Annotated in this window: 19 protein-coding genes; 12 read left to right on the top strand and 7 right to left on the bottom strand. The window is 61.6% G+C overall.

Annotated elements, in window-relative coordinates:
• Positions 1-789 carry a 3-hydroxybutyrate dehydrogenase gene (locus FF098_RS13675; protein WP_155141540.1) on the bottom strand — a complete coding sequence of 263 codons (789 nt, stop codon included), beginning with the start codon at positions 787-789 and terminating at the stop codon, positions 1-3.
• Between the two features lie 79 nt (positions 790-868).
• Entirely contained in the window at positions 869-1669 is an 801-nt protein-coding gene (gene yaaA, locus FF098_RS13680; RefSeq protein WP_155141542.1) for a peroxide stress protein YaaA, read from the bottom strand.
• A 200-nt stretch (positions 1670-1869) separates the two neighbouring features.
• Here yaaA and FF098_RS13685 point away from each other — a divergent pair, with 200 nt between their 5' ends.
• A complete protein-coding gene (locus FF098_RS13685; protein ID WP_373291499.1) occupies positions 1870-2193 on the top strand; it encodes a glycine zipper domain-containing protein in 324 nt (107 codons plus the stop codon).
• Positions 2194-2277: 84 nt separating this feature from the next.
• On the opposite strand, the gene FF098_RS13690 is transcribed toward FF098_RS13685, so the two are convergent.
• The 3 genes from FF098_RS13690 to FF098_RS13700 all read right to left on the bottom strand — a co-directional run bounded on the left by FF098_RS13690 (position 2278) and on the right by FF098_RS13700 (position 5673).
• Positions 2278-3681, bottom strand: coding sequence for an FAD-binding oxidoreductase (locus FF098_RS13690; protein WP_155141544.1), 1404 nt, complete (start codon positions 3679-3681; stop codon positions 2278-2280).
• Between the two features lie 69 nt (positions 3682-3750).
• The gene (locus FF098_RS13695; protein ID WP_155141546.1) at positions 3751-4632 is read right to left on the bottom strand and encodes a class I SAM-dependent methyltransferase; all 882 of its coding nucleotides are present in this window, start codon (positions 4630-4632) and stop codon (positions 3751-3753) included.
• 99 nt (positions 4633-4731) lie between these two features.
• Positions 4732-5673, bottom strand: coding sequence for an L-threonylcarbamoyladenylate synthase (locus FF098_RS13700; RefSeq protein ID WP_155141549.1), 942 nt, complete (start codon positions 5671-5673; stop codon positions 4732-4734).
• 91 nt (positions 5674-5764) lie between these two features.
• Between FF098_RS13700 and FF098_RS13705 the strand changes: the two genes are divergently transcribed.
• The 9 genes from FF098_RS13705 (at position 5765) to FF098_RS13745 (ending at position 14630) form a co-directional block, all read left to right on the top strand.
• Positions 5765-7558 (top strand): acyl-CoA dehydrogenase, encoded by a 1794-nt coding sequence (locus FF098_RS13705; RefSeq protein ID WP_155141551.1) that lies wholly within the window; start codon positions 5765-5767, stop codon positions 7556-7558.
• 63 nt (positions 7559-7621) lie between these two features.
• On the top strand, positions 7622-8533 hold the full coding sequence (locus FF098_RS13710; protein WP_166426541.1) for a metallophosphoesterase: 912 nt from the start codon (positions 7622-7624) through the stop codon (positions 8531-8533).
• A gap of 7 nt (positions 8534-8540) precedes the next feature.
• Entirely contained in the window at positions 8541-9230 is a 690-nt protein-coding gene (locus FF098_RS13715) for an extensin-like domain-containing protein (RefSeq protein ID WP_155141555.1), read from the top strand.
• A gap of 66 nt (positions 9231-9296) precedes the next feature.
• A complete protein-coding gene (locus tag FF098_RS13720) occupies positions 9297-10241 on the top strand; it encodes a histone deacetylase family protein (RefSeq protein ID WP_155141557.1) in 945 nt (314 codons plus the stop codon).
• A gap of 63 nt (positions 10242-10304) precedes the next feature.
• Positions 10305-10868, top strand: a complete 564-nt coding sequence (locus FF098_RS13725) for a histidine phosphatase family protein (RefSeq protein ID WP_166426542.1) — start codon at positions 10305-10307, stop codon at positions 10866-10868.
• A gap of 57 nt (positions 10869-10925) precedes the next feature.
• Positions 10926-11648: a hypothetical protein gene (locus FF098_RS13730; protein ID WP_155141560.1), complete on the top strand. Its 723-nt coding sequence runs from the start codon at positions 10926-10928 to the stop codon at positions 11646-11648.
• Complete coding sequence (locus FF098_RS13735; protein WP_155141562.1) at positions 11641-11883, top strand: exodeoxyribonuclease VII small subunit; 243 nt, start codon at positions 11641-11643, stop codon at positions 11881-11883. Before FF098_RS13730 ends, FF098_RS13735 begins: the two co-directional genes overlap by 8 nt.
• A 129-nt stretch (positions 11884-12012) precedes the next feature.
• Entirely contained in the window at positions 12013-13935 is a 1923-nt protein-coding gene (dxs, locus tag FF098_RS13740; RefSeq protein WP_155141564.1) for a 1-deoxy-D-xylulose-5-phosphate synthase, read from the top strand.
• Positions 13936-14009: 74 nt separating this feature from the next.
• Complete coding sequence (locus FF098_RS13745) at positions 14010-14630, top strand: hypothetical protein (protein ID WP_155141566.1); 621 nt, start codon at positions 14010-14012, stop codon at positions 14628-14630.
• Positions 14631-14646: 16 nt separating this feature from the next.
• Here the strand turns inward: FF098_RS13745 and FF098_RS13750 are convergent, their stop codons facing one another.
• Positions 14647-15045, bottom strand: a complete 399-nt coding sequence (locus tag FF098_RS13750) for a Dabb family protein (RefSeq protein ID WP_205967521.1) — start codon at positions 15043-15045, stop codon at positions 14647-14649.
• Positions 15046-15047: 2 nt separating this feature from the next.
• Positions 15048-16331: a serine hydrolase domain-containing protein gene (locus FF098_RS13755; protein WP_155141568.1), complete on the bottom strand. Its 1284-nt coding sequence runs from the start codon at positions 16329-16331 to the stop codon at positions 15048-15050.
• Between the two features lie 79 nt (positions 16332-16410).
• Between FF098_RS13755 and FF098_RS13760 the strand changes: the two genes are divergently transcribed.
• Together FF098_RS13760 and FF098_RS17965 are read left to right on the top strand one after the other, a co-directional pair.
• Complete coding sequence (locus FF098_RS13760; protein ID WP_155141570.1) at positions 16411-17142, top strand: TlyA family RNA methyltransferase; 732 nt, start codon at positions 16411-16413, stop codon at positions 17140-17142.
• Positions 17123-18454, top strand: coding sequence for a class I SAM-dependent RNA methyltransferase (locus FF098_RS17965; RefSeq protein WP_155141572.1), 1332 nt, complete (start codon positions 17123-17125; stop codon positions 18452-18454). The genes FF098_RS13760 and FF098_RS17965 overlap by 20 nt, the downstream gene beginning before the upstream one ends.
• The last annotated feature ends 49 nt before the right edge of the window (positions 18455-18503 follow it).

Below are 18503 nucleotides of genomic sequence, written 5' to 3' on the forward strand. Positions count from 1 at the left end.
CTACTTGGCAACCCAGCCGCCATCTATGTTGAAGGACGCGCCATTGGCACCGCTGCCAGCCTCGGAGCAGAGATAGAACAGGAGCCCGTTGAGCTGGGAATAGGTGATGAATTCCTTGCTCGGCTGAGCCTCCAGCATCACGTTCTTTTTCACTTCCTCCTCTGTCATGCCACGGGCCTTGGCCGTGTCGGCAATCTGATTCTGAACGAGAGGCGTTTCGACATAGCCGGGGCAGATGGCGTTGCAGGTGATGCCGTGTTCGGCGACTTCCAGTGCCACCGTCTTGGTCAGGCCGATGACGCCATGCTTGGCCGCTACATATGCCGACTTGAACGGCGAGGCGACCAGTCCGTGTACGGAGGCGAGGTTGATGATGCGGCCGCTGCCCTGTTCCTTCATGATCGGCACGGCATGCTTGATCGTGTGAAAGGACGAGGACAGGTTGATCGCGATGATCGCGTCCCATTTGTCGTCGGGAAATTCCTCGATCGGCGAGACCTTCTGGATACCGGCATTGTTGACGAGGATGTCGAGCGAGCCGAAGGTCGATTTCGTTTCCTTGATCAGGTCGGCGATCTCGGCGGGCTTGGTCATGTCGGCGCCGTTATAGGCGGCCTTCACCCCAAACTTCTCCTCGATCCCGGCGCGCTCCTTCTCGATCTCGTCTGCGTCGCCGAACCCGTTGAGCATGACGTTGACGCCTTTCGACGCCAGACCCTGCGCGAAATGCAGGCCGATGCCCGAAGTGGAGCCGGTGATGACGGCAGTCTTGCCTTTGAGGTCTTCCATGATGCTCTCCAATGCTTAAACCCGTGAGGGGAATTTAGGTGCATTGCAGCATCAGGCCAAGGGAAGATCAGAAAAGTGATCAGGCTGCCTTGCTGGCGCCTTTCGGCTCCGGCTGGGGCCGGGCGAATAGCCAGGTGTTGTCGTCTGAGCCTGATTTGCGGAACGTATAGCCGTCGACATTGAAGTCCTTCAGGCCCTCGACGGTGTCGACGCGGTTCTCGATCGCCCATTTGGCCATCATACCCCGGGCGCGCTTGGCATAGAACATCAGCATGCGCGACTGGCCATCCTTCTCTTCCTTGAACTGCGGTGTGATGACCGGCGCCTTCAGGGCGGCCGTGTCGACCGCCTTGAAATACTCGTTGGAGGCGAGGTTGAGGACGAACTGGTTCTGCTGGCCTTTCAGCGCCTTGTTGATTTCCTTGGCGATCTTCTCGCCCCAGAAATCATACAGGTTCTCGCCGCGCGGATTGGCGAGCTTCGTACCCATCTCAAGGCGATAGGGCTGGATCACGTCGAGTGGGCGCAGGATGCCATAAAGGCCCGACAGGATGCGCAGATGGTTCTGGGCATAGTCTAAGTCTTTCTTGTTGAGCGTCTCTGCCTCCAGCCCCTGATAGACATCGCCGTTGAAGGCGAGCACCGCCTGCTTGGACTCTGCCGGCTTGCCGCGGGCCTTGAATGCCTGGAAGCGCTCGAAATTCAGGTCGGCAAGCTTGTCGGAAATGCCCATGAGGCGTGACAGGTCGGCCCGGGTCAGGTCGCGGGTGACCGAGGCGAGTTCGTTCGTGTCCTTCGACAAGGTGGGCTTGGTCGCCTCAAGGTTGTCCGGTGAAGGGGAAAAGTCGAGGTTCTTGGCGGGTGAGAGCAGAATAATCATGGTCCCATAAATAGCTGCGCCGCCTGATTTGTCATCCCTTCCGGCTGCGGCTGAATGCCGGAGTAAGGCATTTTCTTGATGTGGGAACCGGGGAGCGGTTTGGCTGTTTGGTTAACATTGATCAAAAGCGGTCCGTTTCCGCGAAGGAGGACATGATGACCAACTTTAAATTCCTTGCCGGTGCCGGTGCAATCGCCCTGATGGCAACTGCATGTACACAGACCGGCAATGTCGAACGCAATGCTGCCATGGGCGCCGCCGCTGGCGCCGTCGCCGGTGGCGTGATCGGCAACAACACCGGTAGCGGTGATGCACAAACCGGTGCCGCGATCGGTGCCGTCGTCGGTGGCGCCGGTGGTGCCATGGTCGGCCGCGAGCAGGACCGCGCGCAGCGCGAAGCGCCACAGCGACGCGACGCTTCCGGTCGGCCGCTTTACTACGAGCAGTCTTCCGGCCGCTACTACTATGTCGACCAGCAGACAGGTCGGACCTATTACGAAAATGGCCAGCTGCGCAGTTACTAAACCAATCCCTCTGGAATAGTTTGCCCCTCAACTATTCCTGCGTGAGGACCCGGCCCGGAGCAATCCGGCCGGGTCTTTTTTTGCCTACAAAAGCTTGCCGGGATTCATGATGTTTTTCGGGTCGAGCGCCTGCTTGATGGCACGCATCATCTGTATCTCGGCGGGGTCCTTGCGCTCGGCGAGTTCATCGCGCTTCAGGATGCCGATGCCGTGCTCGGCGGAGATCGATCCGTGGTGGGCGACAGCCACATCATGGACCATTCGCTCCATCTCGTTTGAGCGGGCCTTGAAGGCGTCGCGCTCGCCATCCTCCGAACCCAGAATATCGTAATGGATATTGCCGTCGCCCATATGGCCGAAGGCGATGACCCGGGCGCCGGGCGCGGCTTTTTCGACCGCCTTGCCGGTCTCTTCGAGGAAGGCGGGGATATCCTGCACTGGCACGGAGATGTCGCATTTGACGCAATAGGCCGGGTCTTTCTTCATAGCTTCGGAGACGTTGTGGCGGATCTGCCAGAGTTCGGCGGCCTGGGTCTCGTTCTGGGCGATGGTGCCATCGAGGACGAGGTCTTTTTCCATCGCCTTGGCCAGTGCGGCCTCGATCTTCTCACCAAGATCAGTGCCGGAGCCGGTGGTGAATTCCATCAGTGTGTAGAACGGTGCTTCAGTCTCCACAGGGCGCTGCAGATCGGGAAACTGTTTGAGCGTAAGGTCGAGCGTCGAGGCGCTGAGCAGTTCGAAGGATGCGGCCATGCCGCCGGTCTCGCCCTGCATCAGCGACAGGAGGTCGACCGCCGCGCGGGCCGAGGGCAGGGCGGTGAAAACCGTCACGCTCTGGGCCGGGCGTGGATAGAGTTTGAGAACCGCTGCGGTGACGAGGCCGAGCGTGCCTTCCCCGCCGATGAAGAGATGCTTCAAATCATAGCCCGTATTGTTCTTGCGCAGGCGGTTGAGACCGTTCCAGACCGTGCCGTCGGGCAGCACCGCCTCGATGCCCAGCACCAGGTCGCGCATGTTGCCATAACGAATGACATTCACCCCGCCGGCATTGGTGGAAAGGATACCGCCGATCTGGCAGGTGCCTTCGGACCCGATGGACAGGGGAAAGAGGCGGTCGGCTTTCTCTGCCTCTTGTTGAGCCTCGGCGAGGGTCAGCCCCGCCTCGACCGTCATTGTGTTGTTCTCAGGCGAAACATCGCGCACGCCGCGTAGTCGCTTCATGGTGATGAGAACCTGCCCGTCCGGGACTTGCCCGCCGACAAGGCCAGTATTGCCGCCCTGTGGCGTGATACCGACGCCGTGTTCATGGCAATAGGCGGCGATCTTGGAGACTTCCTCTACGGAAGCAGGCGCAAGGATGATCGGTGCAGTACCGGTCCAGCGGCCCCGCCATTCGGTCAGATAGGGTGCGCGGTCATTATCCTCGATCACGCCTTTCGGGCCGGTGATGGCGGCGAGGGCGTCGATATGCTGCTGGTCGAGGGCCATGGAAATCCTGCCTCATCCTGAATCACAAAGGGCGGGCCCTTGGTCCGCCTTGGGCCCGCCCTGATGATCTTAGGCCGGTTTCCTGAATTTCAACAGGAAGCGGTCGGTGTTGCGGCGCACCGCGGGGTCGAAGACACCCTTGGTGTAGTCGTCGCCTGCATTGGCCAGCGCGTCGGAGCGGGCTTCCAGCTCGAAGCCTGCAGCCTCTGCCAGCTCGATGACGATTGCCGGGTCAATACGGTGGGTGGTACCGCCGGTCGTCTCCGGATCGCCAGAAGCTGAGGCATGGTCAAGCGCAATGAAAGCGCCGCCCGGTTTCAGCACCCGGAAGATTTCCGCATAGGACGTTGCCGGATCGCCGAAGCCGTCCGGCTTGTTCTCCGGGAAGAAGTACAGCTCGTGCGGGCCGAGGATCCAGGTGACGAGGTCGACGGACGCATCGGCCGGTTCCAGCGCATCGAAGTCAGATTTGGAGTAAGTGACATTGGCCAGCCGGTCATCGGCGAGGCGGTTGGTGACGGAATCGCCGAGGAAGGCGTCGAATTCAGCAGGGTTCTGCATGATGACCTCGCCATCCTCGCCAACGGCATAGGACAGGAGCTCGGTATAATAACCACCGCCCGCTTCCAGCTCGAGCACGGTCATGCCGGGCATGACATCCATGAAAGACAGGACAGTCGCGGGCTTGCGGGAGGCATCATCGGCGGCGTCGCCCTCGGGCCGTGTCTCCATGGTTAGATAGCGACCGTAGCCGGTCTCGACGGGGCCGGACATCTCCCTTTCTTCTTCGACGACTTCCATCTCCACATCGGTATCGTCGGCGAGTTCCATATCGCCAGATTCTGACGTTTCGACTGGCGTTGCGGTTTCGGTGGTGTCATCGGCGGGCTCACCGCAGGCCGCGAGGGCCAGCAAAAGTGCGGCGGAGCCGAGTAAGGCGTATTTGGTCATTGGGAATCTCCCTCTCTAAGGTGCCTCCTCATAAGGCATTTCCTGAAAGGGGAACAGGACTTTGCGCTTAGTGGTTGCTTGTGAAGGGCGGCGAACTGGTCAGCGGGGGGCAGCGGCCCGGCGCAAGCGGTCATTGATGGCAATGCCAAGGCCGGTCTCCGGGATTGGCGCGACAGCGATTTTCTCGGCGGCTTCGTCAAGCCGGTGCAGGTATGCGAAGAGATTTGCCGCCGCCTCGGTCAGGTCGCCCGAAGGACTGAGATTGAGGGCGTGGGGTGTGCTTATCGGGCCGAAACCGAGAAATTCCTCACCAGATGCAGGTGTCTTTGCATTGAGGCGCAGGAGCGCATTGGGCGCGTAATGGCTCTCCATCATGCCGGGGGCCAGAATCTCAGCTGATTTCTCTTTTATCTCAACGGCTTGATCGGTGACCTTCTCGATCTGCCCGATCGTGATGCTGCCGGGGCGTAGCAGGGAGAGCGTCTCGCCGACGGCAAGGATTGTCGACTCAACGCCCACCGAGGACGGGCCGTTATCAAGGATCATGTCGACCTTGGCCCCCAGCCCCGCGGCGACATGGGCGGCACTGGTCGGGCTGAGTCCGCCGGACGGGTTGGCGCTGGGCGCGGCAAAGGGCCTGCCAAAGGCGGCGAGGATAGCCTGCGCTGGCTCTGACTGCGGGCAGCGGATCGCGACCGTGTCGAGTCCCGCAGTGACCAGCTTCGACAAGCCGCTATCGGCCCTGACCGGCAGGACCATGGTCAGCGGACCGGGCCAGAAAGCGGCAGCGAGTTTCTCTGCCAGCGGGGATATTTCTGCGTAGGTCGCGGCCATCTCGAGACCGGTCACGTGGATGATCAGCGGGTTGAAGCTGGGCCGGCCCTTGGCCTCATAGATGCGGGCGACGGCGTGGTCGTCCGTCGCATCCGCCGCAAGGCCATAGACCGTCTCCGTCGGCACGGCGACAAGCCCGCCTTGCGACAGGATCTGCGCGGCTTTCTCGGCGGCATCGGTACTATAGGGGACGATCGGGTGTGACATATCGGGTCATAACTGCAGATGAACTGCGCACAAGGCTACAAAAATCTGGGGCCGCTCTACTATAGTTCAGGCAAACACCGGAGTGACCCCCATGACCTACAAGACACCCGTGCGCGACATGCAATTCATCCTCGACCATATGGCCGGGTTCGACGCGGTGCGCCAGACCGGCGCTTATGACGATCTCGGACCGGAACTGGTTTCCGCTGTGCTGGAGGAAGTCGGCAAGCTTGCCGACAACGTTCTGGCGCCGCTGAACCAGGCCGCCGATGAACAAGGCGCAAACCTGAAGGATGGCGTCGTCACCCTGCCGCCGGAATTCAAGGAGGCCTATGGCCAGTACACCGAAGGCGGCTGGGGCTCGCTGGCCTTCCCGGAGGAATATGGCGGCCAGAACCTGCCGCAGACGCTGGCGCTATGCGTGTCCGATGCGCTGTTCGGGGCATGCATCGGCCTGTCCATGGGGTTCTGCCTGACGACTGGCGCGGTCAAGGCGCTGCTTGCTCACGGTACGGAGGAGCAGAAGAAGCTCTACCTGGAAAAGATGGTATCGGGCGAATGGGCGGGGACGATGAACCTGTCAGAGCCGCAGGCGGGCTCCGACCTGTCGGTCATCCGCACAAAGGCCGAGCCGGTGGGCGATGGCCGCTACAAGATCAAGGGCAACAAGGTGTGGATCTCCTATGGGGAGCATGACCTGACGGAGAATATCTGCCACCTGGTGCTGGCCCGCCTGCCTGATGCTCCGGAGGGCACGCGCGGCATCTCCATGTTCCTCGTGCCGAAATATCACGTCAACGAAGACGGCTCGCTGGGCGAACGCAATGATGTGCGCTGCACCGGCATCGAGCACAAGCTGGGCCAGCATCTCAGCCCCACCTGCCAGCTTGCCTATGGCGATAATGACGCGTGCTACGGCACGCTCGTTGGCAAGGAGAACGAAGGCCTGAAGAACATGTTCGTGATGATGAACGCGGCCCGCATCGATGTCGGCATGCAGGCGGTCAGCGTCGCCGAGCATGCCTTCCAGTCGGCGCTCGCCTATGCGCAGGACCGCACGCAGGGGCGGGAGTTCGGCGTGAAATCAGGGCCTCAGGTCGCGATCATTCAGCACCCGGATGTCCGCCGCCAGCTTTATACCATGAAGGCGCTGACCGATGCGTCCCGCGCGATCTGCTATGCCAATATGGTTGCTCATGACGTGGCGCATCATTCGCCGGATGAAGAAACCGCGAAACTGGCCAAGGAGCGGGAAGAATTGCTCACGCCGATCTCCAAGGGCTTCTCGTCGGAGCGGGCGATCGAGTCGACCTCGCTTGGCATCCAGGTTTTCGGCGGCATGGGCTATGTCGAGGAGACGGGCGCGGCCCAGCACCTGCGCGATGTGCGTATCTGCGCGATCTATGAAGGCACGAACGGCATCCAGGCGATCGACCTGATCGGCCGCAAGCTCGGTATGGGTGGCGGCAAGCTCGCCTATGACTTTATCGCAGAGGTGAAGGAAAATGCCGACGCGTTGATGGCCTCTAGTGAAGGCGATCTCGAAGCCATCGGCCAGCAATTGAAAGCAGAAGCCGAGCGGCTGGAGGAGGTCACACGCTGGATGGTCGAGGCCGGAGGCCGTGGCAAGGCGGAGGATGCGCTCGCTGGCGCGAGCGCCTATCTCGACCAGTTCGGCTATGTTGCCGGCGGGCATTATCTCGGCAAGGGGGCGCTCGCGGCGGAGGGGCTGGAGGAGGGCGATCAGGCCTATCATGCCTCGCGCATCGCCATTGCCCGCTTCTATGCCGACAATCTGCTGCCGCGCGCCAGTGCTTGCGCAACGGCGGCCATGGCCGGTGAGCAGACCGTGCGCGAAATCGATCCGGCCCTTTTAGCGGGATAATTTCGCCTTTTCTTTGTCATGATGGCGGGGCATGGTGCGCAAAACCAGCCTCGCCATTGTTTCATGCAACTCCTCATCTATTACGCCAGCTATCTCTACTTCATCGCTGTGCCGGTCATTCTCTGGCTGATGATCCGCAAGGACTGGCGCGTGCGCAGGGTTCTGCTCGGGCTGTTTCTCGCTGGCATCAGCGTGCTGGCCTATGCCCGCTTTGTCGAGCCTCGCATTCTGCTCGTGAAAGAGCATGAGCTTAACATCTGTACTGCGGAAGCGCTGGGTGAAGTCAGGGCAGCGGTATTCTCCGATACCCATAATGGCATTTTCGGCAATGCAATGCCGGTCGCCCGTATCGTGGACCGGGTGAACGGGCTGGATGCAGACCTGGTGCTGATCCCGGGCGACTTCACTTATCATCCGCCAGCGGATGAGTTACCGGAACTATTTGCGTCGCTGGCTGACCTGACGGCCCCCGCCTTTGCCGTGATGGGCAATCACGATGTCGGCTTGTCGGGAGAGGACCTGACCGAGCCGCTGATCGACACGCTGGAGGCGGTCGGCGTCGCCGTGCTCGATGGCGATGCCGCGGCGACCGAGGTCAACGGCCAGCCGGTCAACATCATCGGTCTGCCGGACCATTGGGGCGCACAGCGCGATTTTGACTGGGTGGCACCTGAACAGCCCATCTCAGGAGCGTTCACCTTTGCTATCGAACATAACCCGGACGTGCTTGAACAGCGCCGAACCCTGCCGGAATTCGACCTGATGATTTCCGGCCATACCCATGGCGGCCAGATCAATATTCCGTTAGTGACCTGTGCGCTGACCTTTGCCTGCGATGTCCATCGCTATGGTTTTAGCGAGGAACGACGCGGGAATCTGTTCGTTACCTCCGGCACGGGCATGGTCGGCCTGCCGATGCGTTTCAACGTACCTCCGGTCATCGACATGCTGACGATTTCCTACGGGCCGTGTTAGCGCAGGTATGAGATTCCTTGCCTTTCTGCTCGTCTGCGCCCTTCTGACCGCAGGCGGTTTCTATGTGCTCGACCGCCATGTGCCTGACCGGTTCAACCCGTTCGAGCCGCTGGCGATTGCCGATGAGCCAACATTCCTGACCGGCATGAAGCTGACCCGCCTGCGGGTAAATGCTGCCGAATGCCGGGCGGTGCTCGACCAGAGCGAGCTCGACTTCGAGTTCCTGCCGGACCGGGAGACAGGCGAGAATTGCGGCTTTACGGATGTCGCCCAGCTGCGCCAGTCGAGCATCTCCTATGGCGGCGACATCACGCTGACCTGTCCGGCGCTCGTCGCTCTCGCGGTCTGGGAAGAGCATGACCTGAAGCCGGCGGCAGAGGAGATTCTGGGTCGTGAGATCATCCGTATCCGCCATTACGGTACTTATGCCTGCCGCAACGTCAATAACCGCTCCACCGGGCGGCGGTCCGAACATGCATACGCCAATGCCATCGACATTGCCGGTTTCGTGCTGGAGGATTCGACCGAAATTTCTGTGCTGGATGACTGGGGCGATGACAATGAGCAGGGCCGGTTCCTAGACGCTGTCCATGAGCGTGCCTGCGAGCGCTTCGCGGTGGTGCTGGGTCCGGATTACAACAACGCCCACGCCAATCACTTCCACCTCGACATGGGCCCGTTCATGACGTGCCGGTGAGGCAGCAGAAAGCGCCGTGTCATCAAACCACTTTTCGCGACCGGCTCACCTTGGCATAAGAAGCCCATGACAACACTTCTCTACAGCCATTCTGACTTCGGCCAGCATGAGGTCCCGCCCGGCCATCCGGAACGCCAGTCTCGCTATGGCGCGGTCGAGGCGGCGCTTGCCACAAGCGATTTCGATGACTTGATCCGCCTCGAAGCTCCGGAAGCGGCGTGGGACCGTATCGCGCTCGCCCATCCGCAGGATCATCTCGATCTCGTTCAGGCCAAGGCCCCCAAGGATGAGGGCTGGGCACAGCTCGACCCTGATACTTTCATGGGCCCCCATTCGCTGTCCGCCGCGAGGCGCGGGGCAGGGGCTGCCGTTGCCGCCGTCGATGCGGTGATGGCGGGCGAGGCCGATAATGCCTTCATTATCGCCCGACCGCCCGGCCACCATGCCGAGCAGGACCGGGCCATGGGCTTCTGCTTCTTCAACAATGCCGCCATCGCTGGCCTGCACGCACAGGCGGCCCATGGCTGTGCCCGCGTCGCCGTGGTCGATTTCGATGTCCATCACGGCAATGGCACTCAGGCGATTTTCTGGGATCGCGAAAACGCGTTCTTCGCGTCATCCCACGAGTGGCCGCAATATCCGGGCACGGGCAAGGAGACTGATCGCGGCCTTTACGACCAGATCACCAACCAGCCCTTGGCGCGGGGCGAGGGCGGGCAGGCGTTCCGCCGGGCGTGGGGGGATAGGCTTCTGCCGGCGCTGTCGGATTTTGCGCCTGATTTCATCGTCATATCCGCCGGTTTCGATGCCCATGCCGCGGACCCGCTAGGCGGGTTGAAACTGGTCGAGGAGGATTTCGCCTGGATCACGGCCGAAATCGCCGCGATTGCGCGGGACAAGTGCGCAGGCCGTCTCATTTCGGTACTCGAAGGCGGCTATGACCTTGATGCACTTGGAAAGTCTGCCGCAGCACACGTTAAAGCGCTCGCCTCACACGGCCAAATCGGCTAATCCGGACTGATGGTGGGCCGAATCATAACTGCGCGCCACGGGCGCCCCAATCTAGACAGGAACGTGCGGATCACCGCGCGGGAGTATGGCGACTGGTGGGCGCGCTACGACGAAAGCGGCTTGCACCCGGACGAGGCGCCGCCGCGCAGCCTGATCGACGTCGCCACCAATTGCGAGCATGTGCTGTGCTCTACACTGCCGCGCGCGATCGAGACCGCCGACCATATCGTCGAGGGCGCACGCATCGTGCCGCAGGATGCGCTGTTCGTCGAAGCGCCGCTGCCGCCGCCGCCCGTGCCGTGGATCAGGCTGCGCCCCGGCACCTGGGGTGTCGTCTCCCGTACCTTCTGGTTCCTCGGCTATGCGCCGGACGAGACGGAGAACCACGCGCAGGCCTGGCGCCGGGTTTCGCAGATCGCCGACCGGCTGATCGATCTGTCGGCAGAGGGCGATGTGCTGCTCTGTGCCCATGGCTATCTCAACTGGATGATCGACCGGCACATGTGCAAGAAGCGCCGTTGGGCCCGGGTCGACCATCAGGGCGGCAATAATTACTGGTCCTGGCGCGCCTATGAGCTGGAAGCGCCGGAAACCAGAGCGACTGAAAAGCCTGCCGTCGCCGAGTAGGTTGGCTGAGGCTATCCGTGTATGATCAGGAATGTGATGGATAGCAGGGAGAATATCATGAAGCGTCGTCTTGCATCGATATCACTGTCGGCAATGCTCCTGACTGCAGGATCGGCATGGGCAGGCATGCCGACAAATGAAACTGCCGTGTGCCCGATTGGTGGTGAAGAGTTTGGCTATACCGGCACAATGTCTTGTTCCTCCCCATGGGGGCAGGCGACCATGTCTTATCGCATTGTCTCGAGTTGCGATTTCATAACGCGCCTGCCGCAATGTCCGACAAACGGCTTGCCGCTTTATCGCGATTTTGCGGATGAGGAATTGCCCGTCATAGAGGAATTCATGCAGACCCCCGCCTATTCGGAGGGGCGGTCGATTTCGCGCTATTATCTCGCCTACCGCCTGAGCGAGGAACTGGGGGAGGCAGAGGCGGATGAAGGCTATTTCCTGTTGCTCAACGGCTTTTGGTATGACCCCGAAAATACGTTTTCGAATGCGAATTATCTGAAGGCATATCTCGATATTGCTGAACAGACATTGCCAACGATGAGCGACGAGGAACGGCCTTACTATGAGGCTGTAACTGCCTATGTCTATTCCCAGGACCAACAGCCCGACAAGGCACGGGAAAAGCTCGAAGCCGCCCGGGCATCCATGCCTGAGGATGCAGGGCTTTTATCCGATTATATCAGTCGCGTAGAAGGCTGTCTTGCGACCCCGGGGGAGACTCGCTGTAGGCCGGAAACCCTGATCGAAACGGAAGAAGACGAAGATGGCTGACAATCAGAATATCAATATGATGTCTTTCGAGGCAGCGCTTCAGGAACTGGAAGGCATCGTCTCCACCCTTGAAAAGGGCGACGCGCCGCTGGAGCAGTCGATCGAGCTATATGAGCGCGGGGCCGCGTTGAAAGCCCATTGCGAGAAAAAGCTGAAAGATGCCAAGGAAAAGGTCGACAAGATCATGCTGAGCGAGTCCGGCGAAGCGCGAACCGAACCGGCATCCTTTGACTGAGTGAGATGGCGGCAATTTGCCCATCATATTTCACACTAATTTCAGGCCCTTGCCGCAAGCGCGGCTTGATTTCGCCCCATAGGACTGTGAAACTCCTGTGACGCTATAAGATAGTAACGGATAAAACCTATGGCTGTTGAAACCCCGCTCCTCGACAAAGTGACCCTGCCGGCCGATCTGCGCGATCTGGACCGCAGTCAGCTGCGCCAGCTGGCCGATGAGTTGCGGGAAGAGGTGATCGACGCCGTTTCCGTGACCGGTGGGCATCTCGGCGCCGGGCTCGGCGTGGTCGAGCTGACCGTGGCGCTGCATTACCTGTTCAACACGCCCGACGACAAGCTGATCTGGGATGTCGGCCACCAGTGCTATCCGCACAAGATCCTGACCGGGCGGCGCGACCGCATCCGCACCCTGCGCCAGGAAGGCGGCCTGTCCGGTTTCACCAAGCGGTCAGAGAGCGAATATGATCCGTTCGGCGCGGCCCATGCGGCGACGTCGATCTCCTCGGCGCTCGGCATGGCTGTCGCCCGCGACATGAAGGGCGAGGACAATCGCGTCATCGCCGTCATCGGTGACGGGTCGATGTCCGCCGGCATGGCTTATGAGGCGATGAACAATGCCGGGGACCTCGGCAGCCGGCTGACGGTCATCCTCAACGACAACGACATGTCCATCGCCCCGCCGGTCGGCGCGATGAGTGCCTATCTCGCCCGTGCGGCCTCGTCCGGCGCCTATCAGGGCTTCCGCACCTTTGCCAAGCAGCTGGCCAAGAAACTGCCCAAGACAATCTATGAAAAAGCGGCGAAGGCAGAGGAATATTCCCGCGGGCTCGTGACCGGTGGCACGCTGTTCGAGGAGCTGGGCTTTTACTATGTCGGGCCGATCGATGGGCACAACATGGACCACCTGATCGATGTTCTAGAGAATGTCCGCGACATCGATGACGGGCCGGTGCTGGTCCATGTCGTCACCCAGAAGGGCAAGGGCTATGCCCCGGCTGAAACATCCGCCGATAAATATCACGGCGTTGCCAAGTTCGACGTCATCTCCGGCAAGCAGCACAAGGGCAAGTCCAACGCGCCGTCCTATACATCCGTATTCGGACAGCAGCTGGTCGAGGAAGGCCGCCGCGACGACAAGATCGTCGGCATCACCGCTGCCATGCCGGACGGCACCGGCCTGACAAAATTCATGCAAGAGTTCCCTGATCGTACCTTCGATGTCGGCATCGCCGAGCAACATGCGGTGACGTTTGCCGCTGGCCTCGCTGCCGAAGGCATGAAGCCATACGCCGCGATCTATTCGACCTTCCTGCAGCGCGCCTATGACAGCGTGGTACACGATGTCGCCCTGCAGAACCTGCCCGTCCGTTTCCCGCTCGACCGGGCCGGTCTTGTCGGCGCCGATGGCGCGACCCATGCCGGTGCCTTCGATCTCGCCTATCTCGGCTGCCTGCCCAATATGGTGATCATGGCTGCGGGCGATGAGGCGGAGCTGGTCCACATGACCCATACCTCCGCCATGTATGACGAGGGCCCCATCGCCTTCCGCTTCCCGCGCGGGGAGGGGATTGGCGTAGAGATGCCGGACAAGCCGCTGATGCTCGAACTTGGCAAGGGTCGCATCGTCAAGGAAGGCACCAAGGTTGCGCTCTTGTCGCTCGGCGGGCGCCTCGGTGAATGCCTGAAGGCCGCAGACATGCTGGGGGCACAGGGTCTGTCGACGACGGTCGCCGATGCCCGCTTCGCCAAGCCGCTGGACTACGACCTGATCCGCCGCCTGGTGAAAGAACATGAAGTCGTGATCACGGTCGAGGAAGGCTCACAGGGCGGTTTCGGCGCCTTTGTGCTGCATTATCTGGCAGAGACCGGCCTGCTCGATGGCGGGCTGAAGATCCGTACACTGACACTGCCGGATACCTATCAGGATCAGGCCAGCCCGGCACGCATGTATGAAGACGCTGGCCTCGATGCCCGCGGCATCGCCAATACCGCCCGCCGGGCGCTGGGCATGGAAGACATGCCGGTTCAGGCTGGCGACATCAGGGCCTGACAGGCGTGATGATGGGGGAGAACGTCTCAAAGCGCCTTGTCGCAATTCTGACTGGTCTTGTGGCGATTGTGCTTTTGTCCAGTGCATATGCGCAGGACGATCCCTTCACGGAAAAACTGACCAGCCTCGAGACGGCGGCAGTGATCACGGCGGATGATGCCAGCCAGCTGCTCGGGGCGTCTATGCCGGGCCCGTCGCTCTATCGCCGCGAAAAGAATGTATTCCGCAAGCTGATGCGCAAGCCGGATGAGGCGACCCGCGTAAAATATGAAGGCGTCACCTATGATCTGCCGCCCCTGACCGCACCTGCCCAGCGGCTCGTCACCTTCATCCTGAAGAACCGGTCAACCGAGGATCTGTGGCTGCAAGGGCGGGCGGAAATGCACACGTTAGTCCGCTATGCCCATATCAACGATGTTTCCGAGAGCAGCTTCGACAACAGCCACAATCATTTCTTCTATCATGACTGGCTGGAGGTCGAGCAGGGCGGCGATGCCGCTTCCTTTCGTGCGATGGTCGACAGCTATGTCGACCAGGTCAGTTCTGCGGCGGCGGACGGCACGGCGTTGAGTGATGAAGACATCGCCTATGCGATCTCCGTCGCCCGTGACTCTCTCGCCTATGTCGATTCCATCAGGGACGACCGGATGCCTGATGATATTTACGAGGGGCTGGCGCCCCCCGCGCTGGACTGATCCCTGAGTGGACTGATTATTCCAGTCCGATTGGCGAACCTGAAACTACGGAGTCGAACACGCGCACGCTGGCCCAGTTGCCGCTCAGCTCCTCGATGAACTGCTTGTGGGCGTCGGTGACCTGATAGGCGTCCTGCGCGGCGACGCTCTCGAAAACCAGTGTCAGGGCGACATCGAAGGTCAGGTCATTCACATCGCGCTGTTTGCTCTCGTCACGGATGCTCGCGGTGTAGACGAGAATGCCATCGTGGGGCGCGAGATATGTCTCGAAGCCGTCGATCAGGGCCTGCCTGGCTTCGTCGCTGTTGTCCGTCAGTTCAAAGAAAACCACGTGGGAATACATCTCATCCTCCGCGTTTGCGGTTGCAAACAGTGTTGTGAAAATCAGTGTCAGGATTGCGAGGAAACGCATCATTTTCATTCTCCATCTGGGGTAGTGGCAGGTAAGGGCGCGGCGAAGGCCGAACCGGAATAGACCGCATCGCGAAACGCCTTGTGCAGGCCGATCTCGTCGAACGGGACTTTCTGGACCAGCATCACGGCGGCGAGGACATTGGCCGGGTCGACCCAGAACAGGGTCGAGGCATAGCCGTCCCAGAAGAACTCGCCAACCGCGCCCGACGCCTCATATGATTTCAGCGGCGGGGCGATGCGCACGGCGAAGTCGAGCCCGAAACCGACCTGTCCCTTGTTGCGCAGCCAGTTCACGTCCTGCACGGTCGAGGGCAGGTGATCGGTCGCCATTAGCTGCACCGTTTCCGGCTCGAGGATACGTGCGCCATCCAGCTCGCCGCCATTCAGCAGCATGCGGGCAAAGCGCATATAGTCATCGATCTCCATGACAAGGCCGAAGCCACCGGCATGAAAAGCGGTGCGGTTGAAGGCGCCGCCATAGGCTTGCATGTTCGGCACACGCTGCAGCGAGCCCGACGCATCGGAATAGAACCCGGCCATGCGGTCGCGATCCTCGGGCGCGACATAACGTTTGGCGCTGTCCATGCCGAGGGGATCGAAGATGGTCTCCTGCAGATAGGCGTCGAATTCCATGCCCGACAACACCTCCACGAGGCGCGCCTGCACCGAGACGGAGGCGCTGTATTTCCACTCGCCGCCTGGCTGATAGTAAAGCGGCTGGGAGGCGATGTTCTGGCTGAACTCCTCCAGCGTTTGCGTCACGCTCATTACCCCGGCTTCGCGGTACAGATATGCCGGATATTCCTTCGCTTCGCTGGCATAGCCGAGACCGGCCGTGTGGCGCATGATGTCGATGACCTTTATCTCGCGCCTGGCCGGTTCGAACACAGGCTCGCCATTGGCATCGAACCCGGCGAAGACTTCCATGTCGGTGAACTCTGGCAAATAATCAGACAGCGGCTCGTCGAGGTCGAACTTGCCGTCTTCCCAAAGGGTCATCAGGGCAACGCCGGTGACGGGCTTGGTCATGGAATAGATCTGGAACAGCGTGTCGCGGGTCATTGCGCGGCCGGCCTCGCGGTCGGCCATGCCGAAATTGCCGGCATAGACCTCCTCGCCATCCTGCCAGACAAGGGCGGTCGCCCCGGCGATCTTGCCGTCCTCGACAAAGCTTTCCAGCGTCTCGTCGATAACAGCGTCCTGCACCGTGAAGGCGGTTTCCTGCGCGCTGGTGGCGGTGACGCCGATGAGCGCGGTGGCAAGGAGTGCCGCGAGCGTGTTTTTCATCCATTCCTCCTCTTTTTGCCCAGCATAAGGGAAGTGCGGGCGGGATGACCAGCCTGCAAAACCGGGGTATAGACCGGCCATGCGTCTTGACCTTCATCTTGTCGAAAGCGGCCTGTGCGAGAGCCGTGCCCGCGCCCAGTCGGCCATTGCCGCCGGGCTGGTGCGCATCAATGGCGCGGTGGCCGACAAGCCCTCGCGCAAGATCGGCGCCGGCGATGAGGTGTCGCTGGAGGGAGAGGTGCTGCGCTGGGTCTCCCGCGGCGGGCTGAAGCTGGAAAAGGCGCTGGCGGTTTTTGGTGTCGATCCGGCGGGGCTGACCTGCCTCGATCTCGGTGCCTCGACCGGCGGGTTCTGCGATGTGCTACTGGCTGGCGGCGCGGCGAAGATCTATGCCGTCGATGTCGGCCACGGCCAGATGCACGAGAAGATCGCTGGTGACGCCCGCGTCGTGAACCTCGAAAAGACCCATGCGAAGGACCTGTCTCCCGCGCTGGTGCCGGAGCCGGTCGACCTCGTCGTCACCGATGTCTCCTTCATCAGCCTGAAGAAGGCCTTGCCGCCGGCTCTTGACTTGATCCGCCACGGCGGCCATTGCCTCGCTCTCGTCAAGCCGCAATTCGAGGTCGGCCGCGGCGAGATCGGCAAGGGCGGACTGGTGCGTCCGGCCCGCGAGAATGCCGAGGGCGTCGCGGAGGACATGCTGGCGTGGATCGCGGGAGAGGGGTTCGATCCGCTCGGCTGGTGCGAGAGCCCGATAGCCGGCGGCGATGGTAACAGGGAGTTTTTGATCGGTGCCCGGAAGAAGATTTAAGCGCAAGCCTGCAAAGGCACCCAAGCCGTTTGCGGCGGAGGCGGAGATCGTCTCCATCGGCCTGCAAGGCGATGGCACGGCCATCGTCGGCGACAGGACCGTGCATGTGCCCTTCGCCGCGCCGGGCGATGTCGCGCAGCTGTCGGTCACCGGCACCAAGGCGCAACTGACCGGGTTGTCGAAAGAGAGCGCCGTGCGCAAGGCCCCGGTCTGCCGCCATTTTGGCCATGCGCGCGACGGTGGCCCCAATAATGAAAAACTGGGCGATGAGTGCGGCGGCTGCGCCCTGCAGCATCTCGATACGGACTATTACAATGCGTGGAAACAGGGGCTGATCCGCCAGGCGCTGTCGCGGGAGGGCCTGTCCCATGTGGAGGTGCTGCCGCTTCTGTCGTCCTCGCCGAAAATGCGCCGCCGGGCGGGCTATTCGGTGCGCTGGATCGGCGGCAAGGCGCAGATCGGCTTTCTCGCCAAGGGCTCCCACCGGCTGGTGCCGATGGCAGAGTGCCATGTGCTCGATCCGGAATTGTTCGCCCTGCGCGACGATGTCGCCCGGCTGTGCGAGCCGCTGTTCCGCCTGAACCCCAAGGCGTGGTTCACCTGTTTCGTTACGCTCGCCGACAGTGGCGCCGATGTCGATCTCGGCGGCGATGTTGCCGAGGAAGATCTGGATTTGGCCGCGCGCGAAGCGCTGACGGAGCTCGCCCGGGCGATGAAGCTGTCGCGGCTGACCCTGAACCGCGTGCCGCTCTATGTGCCAGGGCCGGTCACGGTGACTTTCGCTGGCACCCCCGTGCCGCTGCCGCCCAAGGGCTTCCTGCAGGCGACGAAGGACGGGGAGGAGGCGCTGCAGCGTGTCGTGCTCGACGGTGTCGGCGAGGCGAGCCATGTCGCCGATCTGTTCTCCGGCTCCGGTACGTTCACCTTTGCCATGGCCAAGCGCGCGAATGTCCACGCCGTGGAGTCCGTGCCCGAAGCGATTGCCGCGATCAATGTGGGGCGCAACCAGGCAGGGCTCAAGCCGATCACGACGCAGGTGCGCGATCTGTTCCGCCAGCCGCTGATGCCGGACGAGCTGAAATCTTTCGAGGCGGTGGTGTTCGACCCGCCACGCGCAGGCGCCGAAGCGCAGGTCGAGCAACTGGCGGGCAGCGCCGTGCCGGTCATCGTCGGCGTCTCCTGCAGCCCGAAGACCTTCGCCCGCGACGCGGCGATCCTGACGGCGGGCGGCTACAGGCTCGACGCCGTCCAGCCCGTCGACCAGTTCATCTGGTCCCCCCATATCGAAGTTGCAGCGGTGTTCCGGCGGTAAGATATAGCAGAGTGACATATGAAGCTCTTCTGCCTAGGATGATTGAAGA

It is taken from the genome of Aquisalinus luteolus, assembly GCF_009712425.2.
Taxonomy (GTDB): Bacteria; Pseudomonadota; Alphaproteobacteria; order Caulobacterales; family Parvularculaceae; genus Aquisalinus; species Aquisalinus luteolus.